This is a genomic window from Rathayibacter sp. AY1F4 (assembly GCF_002931775.1).
Lineage (GTDB): Bacteria > Actinomycetota > Actinomycetes > Actinomycetales > Microbacteriaceae > Rathayibacter.
In genome coordinates this window covers 192,147-209,200 of the sequence record NZ_PSVE01000004.1, presented here as the reverse complement: position 1 = coordinate 209,200, position 17,054 = coordinate 192,147, and the positions used below count along the sequence as shown (strand labels likewise).

Sequence of the window (17,054 nt, the reverse complement as noted above, 5' to 3'; positions counted from 1 at the left end):
GTCGCCCGCTTCCGCGACTCGGTCAAGAAGAGCTTCCAGGAGAAGACCGGCGCCAAGCTGTCCTTCCTCCCCTTCTTCGCCCTCGCGGCGGCCGAGGCGGGAGCCGACGGAGCGGGAGCCGCGGCCTCGGGGGCGGCGGGCTTCTCGGCGGCCGGGGCGGGCTCGGGCTCGGCCGGGGCGGGAGCCTCGGCGTCGCTCTCGGCGTCCACCGACGGGGTCGCCTCGTCGGTGGCCTCGGTCTCGGCGGCCTGGACCTCGGGCGCCTCCTCGGCGGGAGCCTCGGGCTCGGACGCCGACGCGGCTCCGGAGCCGTCGCCGATGCGCACCAGCTCGGCGCCGACCTCGACGGTCTCGTCCTCCTGGACGAGGATCTCCTCGATCACTCCCGCGACGGGCGACGGGATCTCGGTGTCGACCTTGTCGGTCGAGACCTCGAGCAGGGGCTCGTCCACCTCGACGCGGTCCCCGACGTTCTTCAGCCAGCGGGTGACCGTTCCTTCCGTGACACTCTCTCCGAGTGCCGGGAGGCTGACGGATTCGCTCATGAGCCTGTCTCCTTAAGACGCTTGTGTTTCGATGTCCAGCTTACTGATGCGGAAGCGGCGGGTCGCCGCACCGCAGTGGTTCTACAGGGCGTGCAGCGGCTTCCCGGCCAGAGCGAGGTGCGCCTCGCCGAGCGCCTCGTTCTGAGTGGGGTGCGCGTGCACGAGGGGCGCGACATCCTCGGGGTGCGCCTCCCAGTTCACGATGAGCTGAGCCTCGCCGATCAGCTCTCCGACGCGGGCTCCGACCATGTGCACGCCGACGACGGGGCCGTCGACCAGGCGCACGACCTTCACGGAGCCGGTGGTCCCGATGATCGTGCTCCGGGCGTTGCCGCCGAGGCCGTAGTCGTACACGGCGACGCGCTCGGCGCCGTACTCGGCGATCGCGCGGGCCTCGCCGAGGCCGATGGAGGCCACTTCGGGGTCGCTGTAGGTCACCTTCGGGACGTTGACGTCCGAGACGACCTGCGGGCCCAGACCGGCGATCTCCTCCGCGACGAAGATCCCCTGCTGGAAGCTCCGGTGCGCGAGCTGGAGCCCGGGCACGATGTCGCCCACGGCGTACACGCCGGGGACGGAGGTCTGCAGGCGCTCGTCGGTCAGCACGTAGCCGCGGTCGAGGCGGACCCCGGCCTCCTCGAGGCCGATGCCCGCGGTCACCGGGCCGCGGCCGACGGCGACCAGCAGGATCTCGCCCTCCACCGTTGCGCCGCTCTCGAGCGACACGGAGACGCCGGCCCCGCTCTGGGAGACCGACGCGACACGGGATCCCAGCTGGAAGGCGATGCCCCGCTTGCGGAAGGCGCGCTCCAGCTGCTTGCTGACGCTCTCGTCCTCGTTGGGGACGAGGTGGGGGAGGGCCTCGACGATCGTGACCTCGGCGCCGAACGAGCGCCAGACGCTCGCGAACTCGACGCCGATCACTCCGCCGCCGAGGACGACGACGCTCGCGGGCACGTGGTCGAGCTCGAGAGCCTGGTCGCTCGTCAGGATGCGGCCGCCGATCTCGATCCCGGGGAGGGTGCGGGAGGCGGACCCGGTGGCGACGACGACCGACGCGCCGTGGAGCACGTGCTCGCCGACCGTCACGGTGCCCGGCGCGGTGAGGCGGCCCTCGCCCGTGACGACCGTGATGCCGCGCGACGACACGAGGCTCTGGAGCCCCTTGTACTTGCCGGCGACGACGCCTTCGCGATAGCGCGTGACGCCCGCCATGTCGATCCCGGTGAAGCTCGAGAGCACGCCGTACTTCTCTCCCTGGCGGGCGCCGTCCGCCAGCTCGGCGGCGTGCAGCAGTGCCTTGGTGGGCACGCACCCGCGGTGCAGGCAGGTGCCGCCGAGCTTGTCGCGCTCCACGAGCGCGACGCTCATCCCGAGCTGCGTCGCCCGGAGGGCCGCCGCGTACCCGCCGCTGCCACCTCCGAGCACGACCAGGTCGTAGCGCTCTTCCGACACCCAGTGACTCCCTCGCGACGTGCGGTCCCGCTTCCCGGCCGACCGGCTCCGGCGCTGAGCGCCGAGCGGATCGGGAGGGGGGACGAGGCGGGATCTCCCGCCCCATCGACCCTACTACGCGCTCGCGAAGCCCTCGGCCAGAGCGATCAGCGCGCGCACCGAGACTCCCGTGGCGCCGGCTCCGGTGAAGCCGTAGCCGCCACCTCCGTTGCTCGAGGGGCCGGCGATGTCGAGGTGCGCCCACGGGATCGTGGTCGCGTCCTCGCCCTCGCCGCGCTTCCCGACGAACTCGCGGAGGAAGTGGCCGGCGAGGAGCATGCCGCCGGCGGTGTTGCCCGGCTTGACGTTCGCGATGTCGGCGATGTCCGAGTTGAGCAGCGGTCGCAGCTCCGCGGGCAGGGGCATGTGCCAGAAGGGCTCTCCCGCCGTGCGGGCGGCCTCGAGGACGCGGGAGACCAGCTCGTCGTCGCCCAGGGCGCCGACGGTCCGGTTGCCGAGGGCGACCACGGAGGCGCCGGTCAGCGTCGCGACGTCGATGATCGCGTCGGGCTGCTCCTCGCTGGCGGCGACGAGGCCGTCGGCGAGCACCAGCCGGCCCTCGGCGTCGGTGTTCAGCACCTCCACCGTGGTCCCGCCGCGCACGGTGAGCACGTCGTCCGGGCGGATCGCGGTCCCGGAGGGGAGGTTCTCGGCGATGCAGAGCCAGGCGGTCGCGCGGAGCGGGAGGCCGAGCTCAGCGATGGCGCGCACCACGGCGTACACGGTCGCCGCGCCCGCCATGTCGTTCTTCATCCCGATCATCGAGGCCGGCGGCTTGAGGGAGAGTCCGCCGCTGTCGAAGGTGATGCCCTTGCCGACCAGGGCGAGGTGGGTGCTCGCGCCTTCGGGCGCGTAGGCGACCTTCACGAGGCGGGGCGGGCGGGAGGAGCCGCTGCCGACTCCGAGGATGCCGCCGAACCCCTCCTCCGCGAGGGCCTCCTCGTCCCAGACGGTGACCTCGAGGGGCAGTCCCTCGGCGCCGGTCTGCACGGCCTCGGCCAGCGTCTGCGGGTAGAGGTGCGACGGGGGAGTGTTGACGAGGTCCTTCACCGTGCCGACCGCGCGGCCGAGCACGAGCGCCCGGTCCAGGACGGCGGGGTCGGCCGACTCGCCGCCGCCCAGCAGGACGACGTGCTCGACGGGCGCCTTCGCCGCGGCGGCGGTGCTGCCGCGGAAGGCGGTGAAGGAGTAGGAGCCGAGCGCGGCGCCCTCGGCGACCGCGGCGAGCGTGCCGTCGGAGCCGGCGGGGAGGGAGAGGGCCACGGAGGCGGACCCCGCGAGCAGGCGGACGGCGGCGCCCGCGGCGTTCCGCAGCGCGGTGTCGTCGGGCTCCGCCGAGCCGAGGCCGACGAGGACGATCACTCCGGCACGGACCGAGGACGGCACGCGCACGAGCGTCTCGGCGGCGCCGGTCGCGCCGAGCGCGCTCAGCGCGGGGGCCAGCTCCTCGAAGCCCTCCGCGCCGACGAGCCGGGGACCGTCGGGTCCCGGGGCGACGCCGAGGACGAGGGCGTCGGTGTCGATGTCGGAGGCGGGAACGGTCGAGTACTCGAGAGAGGAGAGGGGCATGGCGGCAATGCTAGGCGCTGTTCGCTGAGGGCTCAGCGGACCCGGCCGGGGCGCCGGGACCCCTGTTTAGACTGGACGCATGCTGGATCCGGAAGACCTGTTCGAGATCGAGGGCGACCTCTCCGAGATCCCGCGCGGGCTGCACCTCGTCGCGGGCCTGACCGGCTCGGCCGACGCCGGGGGAGCGGTGGGGCAGCTGGGGGAGTACCTCTTCGAGACCCTCGAGCACCGCGAGGTCGCGGTCTTCGACCAGGATCAGCTGCTCGACTACCGGGCCCGCCGCCCCATCATCACGTTCGACCAGGACCACCTGACGGACTACCGTCCTGCGATGCTCCGGCTCTCGCTCGCGCACGACGAGCTGCACCAGCCGTTCCTCCTGCTCACCGGTTTCGAGCCCGACTTCCAGTGGGAGCGGTTCACCCGCGCGGTGGTCTCCCTCCTCGAGCGGCTCGACGTCGCCTCGACCACGTGGGTCCAGGCAATCCCGATGCCCGTGCCGCACACCCGGCCCGTCGGCGTCACCGTGAGCGGGAACCGCGAGGACCTGATCGAGGCGATGTCGGTCTGGAAGCCGCACACGCAGGTGCCGTCGAACGTCCTCCACCTGCTCGAGCTGCGCCTCTACGAGCGCGGTCTGACCGTGGTCGGCTTCGCGCTGCTCATCCCCCACTACCTGTCGGACACCGAGTACCCGCAGGCGGCGGTCGCGGCGCTCGAGAGCATCTCGGCGTCGACCGGCCTCATCTTCCCGACGGACCGCCTGCGCGAGAGCGGGCGGGAGTTCCTCGGCAAGGTCGACGAGCAGGTCGGCGGCAACGACGAGCTGCAGAAGCTGGTCTCGGCCCTCGAGGCGCGGCACGACACCTACATGGAGGGGACGAGCCTCCGCTCGCCGCTCACCGACGAGGACGGCTTCGTGCCCAGCGCCGACGCGATCGCCGCCGAGCTCGAGAAGTTCCTCGCGATCCGCCGCCCGGGCGAGGAGCCCACCGCCTCCTGAGCGGCCGTAGGATCGGGCGAGTGCGTGATCGTCGAGCCTGGTTCGTCTTCGGTGCCGGAGCGTTCGCCTACCTCGTGGCGGTCCTGGACCGCACGACGCTGGGCGTCGCAGGAGTGGACGCCGCGGAGCGGTTCGGGGTGGCCGCCGCCGTCCTCTCGTCGCTCGCCGTCGTCCAGCTGATCGTCTACGCCGGGATGCAGATCCCGGTCGGGATCCTCATCGATCGGTTCGGCCCGCGGACCCTGATCCTCTCGGGCACGGCCCTGATGATGGCGGGCCAGGTCGTGGTCGCGATCGCGCCGGGCATCGGCGTCGCGATCGTCGGGCGGATCCTGCTGGGAGCGGGGGACGCCGCGATCTTCACCTCCGTGATCCGCCTCACGGTCACCTGGTTCAGCGGACCGATCGTGCCGCAGCTCTCGCAGTGGATCGGCAACATCGGCCAGGTGGGCCAGATCCTCTCCGCACTCCCGTTCGCGGCGATCCTCCACACGCTCGGCTGGGAGCCCGCGTTCCTCAGCGCCGCCGGCCTCGGGGCCGTGTCCTTCCTCGGCGTGCTCCTCCTGGTCGCCGACGTTCCGCCGCGCACCGAGCCGATCACGGTGGTGCCCCCGACGCTCCGGGCGACGATCGCGCAGCTCGGAGTGAGCCTGCGCCGGCCGGGGACGCAGCTCGGCTTCTGGTCGCACTTCGTCACGCAGTCCTCCGGCACGGTCTTCACGCTCCTCTGGGGCTACCCCTTCCTCGTCTACGCGATCGGCCTGCCGCCGACCGTCGCCGCGCCGACCCTCACGATCGTCGTGATCGCGGGGATCGTCGTCGGGCCGGTGCTCGGCGTCCTGACCGCCCGCCACCCCATGCGCCGCAGCAACCTCGTGCTCGGGATCGTCTCGGCGATGGCAGTCGCCTGGACCGTCGTGCTGCTCTGGCCCGGCGTCCCGCCGTACTGGCTCGTCGTGCTGCTCCTGATCGTCGTCGGAGCAGGCGGCCCCGGCTCGATGATCGGGTTCGACTTCGCCCGCACGTTCAACCCCTCGCGGAGCCTCGGCGCGGCCAACGGAGTCGTCAACGTGGGCGGGTTCCTGGCCAGCTTCACGATGATGTTCGCGATCGGCCTGATCCTCGACGCACTGGCCGGTCCCGGCGCCTCCTCGGAGCAGACCTACTCGCTCGAGCACTTCCGCCTGGCGTGGTGCGTGCAGTACGTGGTGGTCGGCGCCGGAGTCGTCGGACTCGTCGTCGCGCGCCGCCGGACCCGCCGCCGCCTGGCCGAGGACGAGGGAATAACCGTGGCCCCTCTCTGGGTTGCACTGAGTGACCGGATGCGCCGCGACCGCGCGGGGCGCTGACGGTCGTCCCCGTCGATCCGCCCTTCTGCAGACGCGATGTCCCAGCGGAACAGCCCGGATCCCGCCGGATCGAGCCCCACTCGCACCGCACCGCACGGCTGCACTACTCAGACGTGCAATAATTGTCAATAGGACCCGTTCGGGTCGAGGAGCACCAGGCCCACGTCGGGCGTGCGACGTCCTCGACTTGACATGGGTCCTCGTAATGCCCACCGACGGACGACGCCCTCCCGCGCCGCCCGCCCCCGGGACGCAACGGATGGAGAGGTGCCGCCATGGCCACCAGAGCTACCAAGACCGCAACGCTCGACGCCGTCGACGACGACGTGACGACGACCACCAAGAAGCCCGCGACGCGCAAGCCCGCGGCGAAGACCACGGCGGCCAAGACCACCGCGGCCAAGACGACCCGCTCGCGCGCCACGACCAAGGCCGCCGCTCCCGCCGACACCGAGGAGGAGCCGACCGACGCCGTCGAGCCCGACGAGGCAGCGGAGGAGGAGGAGACCGAGGTCGTCGCCGAGGACACCGAGACCGACGCCAAGGACGACGCGGAGACGCCGGAGGCCCCGGCCGCCGCTGCTGTCGCCGCTCCGGCCGAGCCGCTCCCGAGCGGTGCGCTCGTCCTGTCGTTCGGCGGAGAGGACGACGAGGTCCCGGTCTACTCGACCGCGATCACCGGGGCCACCGCCGACCCGGTCAAGGACTACCTGAAGCAGATCGGCAAGGTCGCGCTCCTGAACGCGGCCGAGGAGGTCGAGCTCGCGATGCGCATCGAGGCCGGCCTGTTCGCCGAGGACAAGCTCGCCAACTCGACCGACCTCAGCCCGGAGCTCGTCCGCGAGCTGCGCTGGGTCGCGAAGGACGGCCAGCGCGCGAAGAGCCACCTGCTCGGAGCGAACCTCCGGCTCGTCGTCAGCCTCGCGAAGCGCTACACCGGTCGCGGGATGCAGTTCCTCGACCTCATCCAGGAGGGCAACCTGGGCCTCATCCGCGCGGTCGAGAAGTTCGACTACACCAAGGGCTTCAAGTTCTCGACCTACGCCACGTGGTGGATCCGCCAGGCGATCACCCGCGCGATGGCCGACCAGGCCCGCACCATCCGCATCCCGGTGCACATGGTCGAGGTCATCAACAAGCTGGCCCGCGTGCAGCGCCAGATGCTCCAGGACCTGGGCCGCGAGCCCACGCCCGAGGAGCTCTCGCGCGAGCTCGACATGACCCCCGAGAAGGTCATCGAGGTGCAGAAGTACGGGCGCGAGCCGATCTCGCTGCACACGCCCCTGGGTGAGGACGGCGACAGCGAGTTCGGCGACCTCATCGAGGACACCGAGGCGGTCGTCCCGGCCGACGCCGTGGGCTTCACCATGCTGCAGAAGCAGCTGGAGTCGCTGCTCGACTCGCTCTCGGAGCGCGAGGCCGGCGTGATCCGCATGCGCTTCGGCCTCGGCGACGGAATGCCGAAGACGCTCGACCAGATCGGCGACACCTTCGGCGTGACGCGCGAGCGCATCCGTCAGATCGAGTCCAAGACGATGGCCAAGCTCCGCCACCCGTCCCGCTCGCAGTCGCTCCGCGACTACCTCGAGTAGGCCGGTGATCCGCTACGCGCCGGCGGTCCTCCTCGGGAGGGCCGCCCGGTTCGCCGCGCGGGTCCGGAAGCCCGGCGGGGGATCCGCCGTGCCCGGACTCGTGGTGAACCGCGTCGCGCCCGGATTCCTGCCCGCGGTGCTCGACGGGTTCCGGGACGGCCTCGTGGTCGTCACGGGATCGGCGGGCAAGTCGACCACGACCAAGATGCTGGTCGCGGTGCTCCGCGCGCACGGGCTCCGGGTCTTCACCAACCCCTCGACGGCCAACATCGCCCAGGGGCTGACCTCCGCGCTCCTGGAGCGGGCGGACCTCCGCGGACGGATCGACGCCGACATCGCCGTCCTCGAGATGGACGAGGGTCACGGCGCGCGCCTCGCGCCCCGGATGCGCCCCCGCGTCGTCCTGCTGACGAACGTGGTGGTCGACCAGATCGACCGCTTCTTCGATCCGGCCATGGTCGCCCGGATGCTCGGCACCATCGCCTCCCGCGCGACCGGTCCCGTCGTGCTGAACGCCGACGACCGCCACGTCGCCGATGTCGCGACCTCCGTCCCCGACGAGCGGATCCGCTGGTACGGCGTCTCCTCCTCCGTCCGCGACTCCGCGTCCGGCGGTCTCGGCTACGCCGCAGAGGCGGAGGCCGGGACCGACCGTGCGACCACCGTCGTCGAGAGCACGACGGGAGCGGCCGCGCGCATCATCAGCGACGGCGACCCGCTCGAGGTCCGGCTCCCCGCGCGGGGCGTCCACTACGCGGTCGACGCCGCGGCGGCCGTCTCCACGGCCCGCGCCGTGCTCGCCGAGCGCTTCGACCCGGCCCTCGCCGCCTCCGCGCTCTCGAGCATCGACCCCGTCTTCGGGCGGGGCGAGATCGTCACCGTGCGCGGCCACGAGGTCGAGTTCGTCCTGGTTCAGAACCCGGCGAGCTACCGCCTGAACATCGCGGAGATCCCCGAGGGGACCGAGCAGATCATGCTCGCGATCGGCTCCGACGTCCGAGACCCCTCCTACTTCTGGCCCGTGGACACCTCCGTGCTCGGGCACGTCAGAGTCGTCTCGGGGTCGAAGGCGCACGAGGCGGCGCTGCACCTGCGCTACGACGGCGTCCGCGTCGAGTCCGTCGACGAGGACCTGGGCCGCGCGCTCGACGCGTTCCTCGCTCTGCCGACCCCCGCCTCCGGCCGGAAGACCATCGTCTTCTCGGCCGATTCGATGCGCCGCACCCGTGCGCACCTGCAGCTCGTCACCAACCGCGAGGAGACCGCGTGACCACCCTCCGCATCGCCGTGCTCGCTCCCGACGTCCTGGACAGCAACGGCGACGCGGCGAACGCCCGGGTCCTCGCGGCTCGGGCGCGCTGGGCGGGGGTCGAGGCGGAGGTGGTGCCGCTGGCGGCCGCCTCCGACGCCGAGGTCCGTCCGGACGTCCTGGTTGCCGGGACGGGAGCGGACGAGGACCTCCCGGGCGTCCTGGCCCTCCTCCACGAGATCGCGCCGACGCTGCGGGCCTGGGTCGACCAGGGCACCCAGGTGGTCGCGGTCGGGGCCGGCTGGGAGATGCTGGCCGGTTCGATCAGCACGGCCGCGGGCGGCGCCCGGGGGATCGGACTGTTCCCCGGAGACTCGGTCACGGGCGAGCGCGCGACCGACGACCTCCTCGTCGAGACGCCGGGCGGTGTCCTCGTCGGCTTCGAGAACCACGAGCGCCGGATGACCGGGATCCCGCTCGAGCACGCGCTCGGCCGAGTGCTGCACGGCACCGGCGACGGCGCCGGCCACGAGGGCTACGCGGTGGGAGGCCTTCTGGGCACGCACCTGCACGGCCCCGTCCTCGCGAAGAACCCCTCGCTCGCGGACGCGATCCTGCGGCGCGCCCTCGGCGACGCCTACTCCCCGTCGGACGAGCGTCTCCGCCTGGTCGATGAAACGGCACGAGCCGCTCGCGAAGTGATCGCGAAGCGGCTCGGTGTCGGTCGGTAGGGCGCTGACGCGCCGTCCGGGCTGATCGGGGACGCGTTAGGGACGCTGCTCCTCGAAGAGCCGGGCGGACTCGTCGTGCCAGCTCTGGGCGATGCTGGAGAGCTTCTCCTGGTACTTCTTCCCGTGGTGCGCGCAGAACAGCAGTTCTCCGTTGTTCACGACCACTCGGATGTACGCCTGGGCACCGCAGCTGTCGCAGCGGTCGGCGGCGGAGAGCTGGTGGGCACCGGCGAGCTCGTCCACGCCGTTCTGGGTTGCTGTGGTCGACATGACTTGGCCTCCTGCACTCGTTCTTCGATCTCTGCTTAATGGAACCCATCCAAGCACGCGATTGTTTCCGCACGGAGTCGATCGGTCGGCATTTCGCTCTGCGCGTAGGGGCCCCGCGCCGAGCGGCCATCGTGCTGTCGCCGGGTGCCGCGCCACCGCGGCCGGAGCGGTTCCCGAAAGTAGACTGGGCGGATGGCCTCCACCGACTACAACGCCCGTCACCTCTCCGTCCTCGAGGGTCTCGAGGCGGTCCGGAAGCGGCCCGGCATGTACATCGGATCGACCGACTCGCGCGGCCTCATGCACTGCCTCTGGGAGGTCATCGACAACTCCGTCGACGAGGCGCTGGCCGGGCACGGGACCGAGATCAGCGTGCTCCTGCACGCCGACGGCAGCGTCGAGGTGCGCGACCGCGCGCGCGGGATCCCGGTCGACATCGAGCCGAAGACGGGGCTCTCCGGAGTCGAGGTCGTGTTCACGAAGCTGCACGCGGGCGGCAAGTTCGGCTCGGGGTCCTACGCGGCGTCCGGCGGTCTGCACGGCGTCGGCGCCTCCGTGGTCAACGCGCTCTCGGAGCGCCTGGACGTCGAGGTCGACCGCAACGGCCGCACCTACCGGATGTCGTTCCACCGGGGGGAGCCCGGGCGCTTCGCCGACGCGGGCGAGCCCACCCCCGACGCTCCGTTCACGCCGTTCGAGAACGGGTCAGAGCTGACGGTCGTCGGGAAGGTCGCCAAGGGCGTCACCGGAACGCGCGTGAGGTACTGGGCCGACCGCCAGATCTTCACGAAGGGCGCCTCGTTCCAGACGGACGACCTGGTGACGCGGGCCCGGCAGACCGCGTTCCTCGTCCCCGGCCTGACGATCGACATCGTCGACGACCGGGCACACGAGCGCCGTGCCGAGATGTTCCGCTACGACGGCGGCATCTCGGAGTTCGTCGAGTTCCTCGCCCCCGACGCCCCCGTGACCGAGGTGCTGCGCCTCACCGGCTCCGGCACCTTCACCGAGACCGTGCCGGTGCTGACCCCCGGCGGCGCCATGGTGCCCACCGAGGTGGAGCGCACCTGCGAGGTCGACATCGCCCTGCGCTGGGGCACCGGCTACGAGACGGTGATGCGCAGCTTCGTGAACATCATCTCGACGCCCAAGGGCGGGACGCACCAGACCGGCTTCGAGCAGGGCCTGCTGAAGCTGCTCCGCTCCCAGGTGGAGGCGAACGCCCGCCGCCTCAAGGTCGGCTCGGACAAGCTCGAGAAGGACGACGTCCTCGCCGGGCTCAGCGCCGTGCTGACCGTGCGGCTCCCGGAGCCGCAGTTCGAAGGCCAGACGAAGGAGGTGCTGGGCACGCCCGCCGTCCGCGCGATCGTCGCCTCCACCATCGCCTCGACGCTGGGCGCGGTGTTCTCCTCGACGCGCCGCGAGGACAAGGCGCAGACCTCCCAGCTCCTCGAGAAGGTCGTCGCCGAGATGAAGTCGCGGATCTCGGCCCGCGCGCACAAGGAGACGCAGCGCCGCAAGAACGCGCTGGAGTCCTCCTCCCTTCCGGCGAAGCTGGTCGACTGCCGCAGCAGCGACGTCGAGAACAGCGAGCTCTTCATCGTCGAGGGCGACTCCGCCCTCGGTACCGCCAAGCTCGCCCGCAACAGCGAGTACCAGGCCCTGCTGCCGATCCGGGGGAAGATCCTCAACACGCAGAAGGCGAGCATCGCCGACATGCTCTCGAACGCCGAGTGCGCCTCGATGATCCAGGTGATCGGAGCCGGCTCCGGCCGCTCCTTCGACCTCTCGGCCGCCCGCTACGGGAAGATCATCCTGATGAGCGACGCCGACGTCGACGGCGCCCACATCCGGACCCTGCTGCTCACGCTCTTCTTCCGCTACATGCGGCCGCTCGTCGAGGCGGGGCGCGTCTTCGCCGCCGTGCCTCCGCTGCACAGGCTCGTGGTGATGAACGCGGGGAAGAAGCCGAACGAGACGATCTACACCTACTCCGAGAAGGAGCTGCAGAGCGTCCTCGCGGCCCTCGGCAAGGCGGGCCGCCGCTACCAGGACCCGATCCAGCGCTACAAGGGGCTCGGCGAGATGGACGCGGACCAGCTGGCCACGACGACCATGGACCGCTCCCGCCGCACCCTCCGCCGGGTGCGGGTCGCCGACGCCGAGAACGCCGGCCGGGTGTTCGAGCTGCTGATGGGCAACGACGTGGCGCCCCGCAAGGAGTTCATCGTCCGCGGGTCCGAGTCGCTGTCGCGGGACCGCATCGACGTCTGAGCCGCGGGGCTCAGAACACCTCGGGCGCCGCTCCGATCGTCGCGATCGGCGCCGCGAGGGCCACGCCGGAGCCGTCGCGCTTCATCCCGGAGTCGGGCAGCGCGGCCACCGAGCCGTCGGCCTCGAGGGCGTGCGCGGGACCGGGGCCGACCCACGCCACTCCGAGGGCGGTCTCTCCCTTGAGGAAGCGCTGCGCGCGGACTCCGCCGGTGGCCCTGCCCTTGGCGGGGAACTCCGAGAACGGCGAGACCTTCGCACTGCCGGTGTCGGTCCCCGAGAGGGCCCAGCTGTCGACGGCGACCGTCGCGACGACGGCCTCGTCCCGGTCCTCGGCGGCGACGACGGCGAAGTGCACGACGTCGTCGGTCTCGGCCAGCTTGACCCCGGCCATCCCCGCGGCCGTCCTGCCCTGAGGGCGGACGGCGGACGCGGAGAAGCGCAGCAGCTGGGCCTCGCCGGTGACGAAGACCAGCTCGTCCTCCTCCGCAGACGGAGCCGCGCCCACGACGGCGTCCTTCGGCTTCAGGGCGATGAGCTCGATGTCCGGGCGGTTGGGCAGCTCGCCCGGCGCGACGCGCTTGACGACGCCCTGCTGGGTGCCGAGCGCGATAGGCCGCTCGTCGTCGAGGGCGACGAGCGCGAGCACCCGCTCGTCCTTCGCCAGGTGCGGGAGGTAGTCGCTCATGCGCACGCCCGCGCCCAGCTGCACCGAGGAGGAGGGGACGGCGGGCACGTCGACCGGCGAGAAGCGGAGGAGCCGACCGGCGCTGGTGACCGCGCCGATCTCCGTCCGGCTGGTCGTGTCGAGCACGCTGAGGACGGCGTCGTGCTTCGAGCGGCGCGTGGCGCGCTCGGGGTGGGGAGCGGCCTCGGGGTCGCGGTCGACCCGCACCATGCGGCCGGTGGTGCTCAGCAGCACCCGGCAGGGCACGTCCGCGATCTCGAGCACCGCGGCGGCCTTCCGCCCGGTGGTGGCGACGGAGGGGCGCGCCTCGGTGAGCAGGGTGCGCCGCGGGGTGCCGAGGCGCTGGGCGACCTCGTCGAGCTCGTCCGAGACCAGCTCGTCGATCCGTGATCGGCTGGCGAGGAGGGCCTCGAGCTGGGCGATCTCGGCGAGGAGGGTGTCGCGCTCGGTCTCGAGCTCGATGCGCGAGAACTTCGTGAGGCGGCGGAGCTGGAGCTCGAGGATGTAGTCGGCCTGCAGGGTGCTGAGGTCGAAGACCTCGATCAGCCGGGCCCGCGCCGCCGCGGTGTCGTCGCTCCCGCGGATCAGCTGGATGACCTCGTCGATGTCGAGGATCGCGATGAGCAGGCCCTCGACCAGGTGCAGCCGCTCCTGGCGCTTGCGCAGTCGGTAGCGGGTCCGCCGGGTGACGACCTGCACCCGGTGGCCGATGTAGACCTGCAGCAGCTCCTTCAGGCCGAGGGTGCGCGGGCCGCCGTCGACCAGCGCGACGTTGTTGATCGAGAACGCGTCCTCGAGGGGCGTGTAGCGGTAGAGCTGCTCGAGGACGGCCTCGGGGCTGAAGCCGGTCTTGATCCCGATGACGAGCCGGAGGCCGTTGTCCCGGTCCGTCAGGTCGGTGACGTCCGAGATGCCGCTGAGCTTCTTGTTCTGGACGCCGTCCTTGATCTTGTCGATGACCTTCTCGGCGCCGACGAGGTAGGGCAGCTCGGTGACGACCAGGCCGGACTTGCGCGCGGTGATGCTCTCGACCGAGACGCGGGCGCGGGTCTTGAAGCCGCCCCGGCCGGTCGCATAGGCGTCGCGCACGCCGGCGAGGCCGACGATCGTGCCACCGCTCGGGAAGTCCGGTCCCGGGACGAACGACATCAGGTCGTCCAGGGACGCGTCGGGGTGGGCGATCAGGTGCCGAGCCGCCCCGATCACCTCCACGAGGTTGTGGGGCGCCATGTTCGTCGCCATGCCGACGGCGATGCCGCTGGCCCCGTTGACCAGCAGGTTCGGGAACGCGGAGGGGAGGACCTCGGGCTGGTCGTGCGAGTTGTCGTAGTTCGGGACGAAGTCGACGACGTCCTCGCCGAGGTGCTCGGTCATGGCCGTGGCGGCCGGCGCGAGGCGGGCCTCCGTGTAGCGGGCCGCGGCCGGGCCGTCGTCGAGGGAGCCGAAGTTGCCGTGCCCGTCGACGAGGGCGACCCTCATCGTGAACGGCTGGGCGAGGCGCACGAGGGAGTCGTAGATCGAGGCGTCGCCGTGCGGGTGCAGCTTGCCCATCACCTCGCCGACCACGCGGGCCGACTTCACGTGGCCGTGATCGGGCCGCAGCCCCATCTCGCTCATCATGTAGAGGATCCGGCGCTGCACCGGCTTGAGGCCGTCGCGGGCGTCGGGCAGGGCCCGCGAGTAGATGACCGAGTACGCGTACTCGAGGAAGGACCCCTCCATCTCGGCCGAGACGTCGACGTCCTCGATGCGCTCGGTGAGCGAGGATCCGGAGGAGGGGGCTGCAGCGTTCATGACTCGATTCGGTGGCGGGCGCGGGACGGCGGCGGGGGACTGCACCGCCCTGCGGCGCTCGACGGGACGGGCGGAGCGGAGACGGCGCCTCGCGGACGGGACCGGCCCTCCCGTTCACGCGGACGCTCCGCCGCACCGGCCCGGCGGGGACGGCGGCGCTGTGCGAAACTGGGCGCGATGACCCACATGCTACCGCCAGCCCCCGACGGGCGGCGGAGCCTCGCCGACGTCCTGCCGGGCGCCCTCGACGCGCTCCTGGGCCGCCCCGGCCTCTTCGGCTCGCCCCGCGTCGAGCGGATCGTGGTCGTCCTCGTCGACGGCCTGGGTGCCGCGAACCTCCGCCAGCGCGGGGGCCACTCGCGCACACTCGCTCCGGCCCTCAACCGCGGGACCACGCTCGTCTCGGGCTTCCCGACGACCACCGCGGCGGCCCTGGCGAGCCTGACGACGGGCCTGCGCCCGGGCGGGCACGGGATGGTCGGCTACCGCGTGCTCGACCGCGCCTCCGACCGCCTGGTCAACCAGCTCTCCGGCTGGGACGAGGGCATGGTGCCCGAGACGTGGCAGCCCCATCCCACGGTCTTCGAGCAGGCCTCGGCCGCCGGTGTCCGGGCCGGAGTGATCGGCCCCGCGCGGTACGCCCGCTCCGGTCTCACGCGGGCGATCCTGCGCGGCGCCGAGTACCACTCCGCCGGCGGCGTCGCCGAGCGCTTCACGGCGGCGCGCGCCCTGCTCGACGAGGGCGGCCGGCAGCTCGTGTACCTCTACGTCCCCGAGCTCGACCAGGCGGCGCACGCGCGCGGCTGGGAGTCGCCGGAGTGGACGGCAGCTCTCGAGCTCCTCGACGGCGAGGTCGGCGGAGCGGTCCGCGGGCTCTCCACCCGCGAGAGCATGCTCGTCACCGCCGACCACGGCATCGTGGACGTCCCGGCGTCCTCGCACGTGCTCGTCGAGCGGGGACCGCTGGTCGAGGGCGTCCGGCACCTCGGCGGAGAGCCCCGCTGCCTGCAGCTGCACCTCGAGCCGGGTGTGGACCCCGAGGAGGTGGCGCGGCGCTGGATCGAGGCGGAGGGCGCACGCGCCTGGGTCGCGACACGCGACGAGGTCGCTGCGAGCGGCTGGTTCGGCGAGGTCTCGCCGGTGGCGGCCGAGCGGATGGGCGACGTGTTCGTCGCGGCACGGAGGACCATCGCCTACTACGCGGCGGACGACTCCTCCGGCCGCTCGATGATCGGGCAGCACGGGTCGCTCACGCCGGAGGAGACGCAGGTGCCGCTCCTCCGCTTCGGCGCGCTGGCCTGAGCCGGGCCGAGGGCACGGGGGCACGGTCTGCCCGGCGGAGCCGCCCGCCCGCGGAGGGTCAGTCGTCGCTGCGCGCTCCGAAGACGATCTCGTCCCAGCTCGGCATCGACGCCCGCCCCCGGCGGAGGCTCCCGCGCACGCCCGACGGCTGCTCGGGGACCGGGGGAGCGGTGCGCGGCGGCTCCGGTGCCTTCTCGACGGGAGGAGCGGCCTCGGCCTCGGGCTCCGGCTCCTCGCGGACGCGGAGGCTCGAGGCGTGATCGCGCTCGCCCCGGCGGCGCCGCAGGGCGTCGAGCAGGTCGGCGGTGTCGTTGAGGTTGCGCTCGCGCTGCTCCGTCGTGCTCGTGACGGGGCGGGGGAGCGTCGAGATCGGGCGCGGGGTCTCGGAGAGGGCCGGCTGCGGCTCCGTGTCGGAGGGGCGGACGGCGGCCGGCCGGGCGTGCGGCATCGCGGCGGGGCGGCCTGCCGTGGGGTGGTCGGCCCGGGCGGAGCGGCTCGGCGCCTCCGCGGACTCCGGGTCGAAGCGCGTGGCGAGCTCGTCGACGGCGGCCGGGATGACGGCGCGCAGGCGCGGGATGAGGGTCGGCCGGATCTCGCCCTGCTGCGAGAGCGTGATCGCCTCGGAGGTCAGCGGCGACAGCAGCGCCTTCCGCGGGTCGAAGCGCCAGCGGGCGTCGTGGTCGATCTCGTCCGAGCGGAAGAGGAGCTTGACGACCCAGCCCTCCTCCTCCTTCCAGCTCGACCACTGCTCGCCCTCGGCGCCGAGCGATGCGAGGCGGTCGCGGATGACGTCGCCGAAGGGCGTGCCCTCCTCGAGGGGATCGGGGTCGGTGGTCGTGTAGACGCGCACGGCGAGAGCGGACGCGACGATGTGCTCGCGCTCAGCCGTGACGGGTCCCTCGAAGCGCTGGACGTAGCCCAGGTCGGCGCCCGTGAGCTCGGCGACCTCCTCGGCGGAGAGCCCGGAGCGGATGTGGGCCTGGATCTCGCGGGGGGAGACGCGCTTCTCGCGCGGCGGGAGGGTGTGGACCCGCGGCCGCAGCTGGCTCTGCAGCGTCTCGTCGATGCGGACCGAGAAGCGCTCGCCGCCCTCGGACACGAGGACGAGCGATCCGCCCTCGACGCCGATCACCTTCAGTTCCATCATCGTGGGGACCCTCCTTCTGGACGCGGACCGGGCAAGGATGCCACGCGCCC

General features: G+C 72.4%; 13 protein-coding genes. 7 read left to right on the top strand and 6 right to left on the bottom strand.

Annotation, left to right across the window (positions count from 1 at the left end; translation table 11 throughout):
• The 3 genes from C5C59_RS03830 to C5C59_RS03820 all read right to left on the bottom strand — a co-directional run.
• Positions 1–545 (bottom strand): biotin/lipoyl-containing protein (locus C5C59_RS03830; RefSeq protein WP_308470939.1); only part of this gene is annotated, 545 nt, incomplete at its 3' end.
• A gap of 81 nt (positions 546–626) precedes the next feature.
• Positions 627–2,000, bottom strand: coding sequence for a dihydrolipoyl dehydrogenase (gene lpdA, locus C5C59_RS03825; protein ID WP_104238746.1), 1,374 nt, complete (start codon positions 1,998–2,000; stop codon positions 627–629).
• A gap of 114 nt (positions 2,001–2,114) precedes the next feature.
• Positions 2,115–3,608, bottom strand: coding sequence for a leucyl aminopeptidase (locus C5C59_RS03820; protein WP_104238747.1), 1,494 nt, complete (start codon positions 3,606–3,608; stop codon positions 2,115–2,117).
• 79 nt (positions 3,609–3,687) lie between these two features.
• On the opposite strand from C5C59_RS03820, the gene C5C59_RS03815 reads away from it, so the two are divergent.
• The 5 genes from C5C59_RS03815 to C5C59_RS03795 all read left to right on the top strand — a co-directional run bounded on the left by C5C59_RS03815 (position 3,688) and on the right by C5C59_RS03795 (position 9,532).
• Positions 3,688–4,611, top strand: coding sequence for a proteasome assembly chaperone family protein (locus C5C59_RS03815; RefSeq protein WP_104238748.1), 924 nt, complete (start codon positions 3,688–3,690; stop codon positions 4,609–4,611).
• A 20-nt stretch (positions 4,612–4,631) separates the two neighbouring features.
• Complete coding sequence (locus C5C59_RS03810) at positions 4,632–5,960, top strand: nitrate/nitrite transporter (protein WP_104238749.1); 1,329 nt, start codon at positions 4,632–4,634, stop codon at positions 5,958–5,960.
• A gap of 275 nt (positions 5,961–6,235) precedes the next feature.
• A complete protein-coding gene (locus tag C5C59_RS03805) occupies positions 6,236–7,552 on the top strand; it encodes an RNA polymerase sigma factor (protein WP_104232561.1) in 1,317 nt (438 codons plus the stop codon).
• A 4-nt stretch (positions 7,553–7,556) separates the two neighbouring features.
• Positions 7,557–8,822: a MurT ligase domain-containing protein gene (locus C5C59_RS03800; protein WP_104238750.1), complete on the top strand. Its 1,266-nt coding sequence runs from the start codon at positions 7,557–7,559 to the stop codon at positions 8,820–8,822.
• Positions 8,819–9,532: a type 1 glutamine amidotransferase gene (locus tag C5C59_RS03795; protein WP_146079622.1), complete on the top strand. Its 714-nt coding sequence runs from the start codon at positions 8,819–8,821 to the stop codon at positions 9,530–9,532. Before C5C59_RS03800 ends, C5C59_RS03795 begins: the two co-directional genes overlap by 4 nt.
• A 36-nt stretch (positions 9,533–9,568) precedes the next feature.
• Here the strand turns inward: C5C59_RS03795 and C5C59_RS03790 are convergent, their stop codons facing one another.
• Positions 9,569–9,802, bottom strand: coding sequence for a hypothetical protein (locus tag C5C59_RS03790; protein WP_068212876.1), 234 nt, complete (start codon positions 9,800–9,802; stop codon positions 9,569–9,571).
• Positions 9,803–9,994: 192 nt separating this feature from the next.
• On the opposite strand from C5C59_RS03790, the gene C5C59_RS03785 reads away from it, so the two are divergent.
• On the top strand, positions 9,995–12,076 hold the full coding sequence (locus tag C5C59_RS03785; protein WP_104238752.1) for a type IIA DNA topoisomerase subunit B: 2,082 nt from the start codon (positions 9,995–9,997) through the stop codon (positions 12,074–12,076).
• A 10-nt stretch (positions 12,077–12,086) separates the two neighbouring features.
• On the opposite strand, the gene C5C59_RS03780 is transcribed toward C5C59_RS03785, so the two are convergent.
• On the bottom strand, positions 12,087–14,555 hold the full coding sequence (locus C5C59_RS03780; RefSeq protein WP_104238753.1) for a DNA topoisomerase (ATP-hydrolyzing) subunit A: 2,469 nt from the start codon (positions 14,553–14,555) through the stop codon (positions 12,087–12,089).
• A gap of 177 nt (positions 14,556–14,732) precedes the next feature.
• On the opposite strand from C5C59_RS03780, the gene C5C59_RS03775 reads away from it, so the two are divergent.
• Positions 14,733–15,857, top strand: a complete 1,125-nt coding sequence (locus C5C59_RS03775) for an alkaline phosphatase family protein (RefSeq protein WP_258062567.1) — start codon at positions 14,733–14,735, stop codon at positions 15,855–15,857.
• A 58-nt stretch (positions 15,858–15,915) separates the two neighbouring features.
• On the opposite strand, the gene sepH is transcribed toward C5C59_RS03775, so the two are convergent.
• Complete coding sequence (gene sepH / locus C5C59_RS03770; protein WP_104238755.1) at positions 15,916–17,004, bottom strand: septation protein SepH; 1,089 nt, start codon at positions 17,002–17,004, stop codon at positions 15,916–15,918.
• Positions 17,005–17,054 lie beyond the last annotated feature (50 nt).

Excerpts from the sequence above, each read along its gene's own strand:
- C5C59_RS03820 (WP_104238747.1), bottom strand. The coding sequence starts at position 3,608 with ATGCCCCTCTCCTCTCTCGAGTACTCGACCGTTCCCGCCTCCGACATC.
- C5C59_RS03815 (WP_104238748.1), top strand. The coding sequence starts at position 3,688 with ATGCTGGATCCGGAAGACCTGTTCGAGATCGAGGGCGACCTCTCCGAG.
- C5C59_RS03805 (WP_104232561.1), top strand. The coding sequence starts at position 6,236 with ATGGCCACCAGAGCTACCAAGACCGCAACGCTCGACGCCGTCGACGAC.
- C5C59_RS03790 (WP_068212876.1), bottom strand. The coding sequence starts at position 9,802 with ATGTCGACCACAGCAACCCAGAACGGCGTGGACGAGCTCGCCGGTGCC.
- C5C59_RS03785 (WP_104238752.1), top strand. The coding sequence starts at position 9,995 with ATGGCCTCCACCGACTACAACGCCCGTCACCTCTCCGTCCTCGAGGGT.
- C5C59_RS03780 (WP_104238753.1), bottom strand. The coding sequence starts at position 14,555 with ATGAACGCTGCAGCCCCCTCCTCCGGATCCTCGCTCACCGAGCGCATC.
- C5C59_RS03775 (WP_258062567.1), top strand. The coding sequence starts at position 14,733 with ATGACCCACATGCTACCGCCAGCCCCCGACGGGCGGCGGAGCCTCGCC.
- sepH (WP_104238755.1), bottom strand. The coding sequence starts at position 17,004 with ATGATGGAACTGAAGGTGATCGGCGTCGAGGGCGGATCGCTCGTCCTC.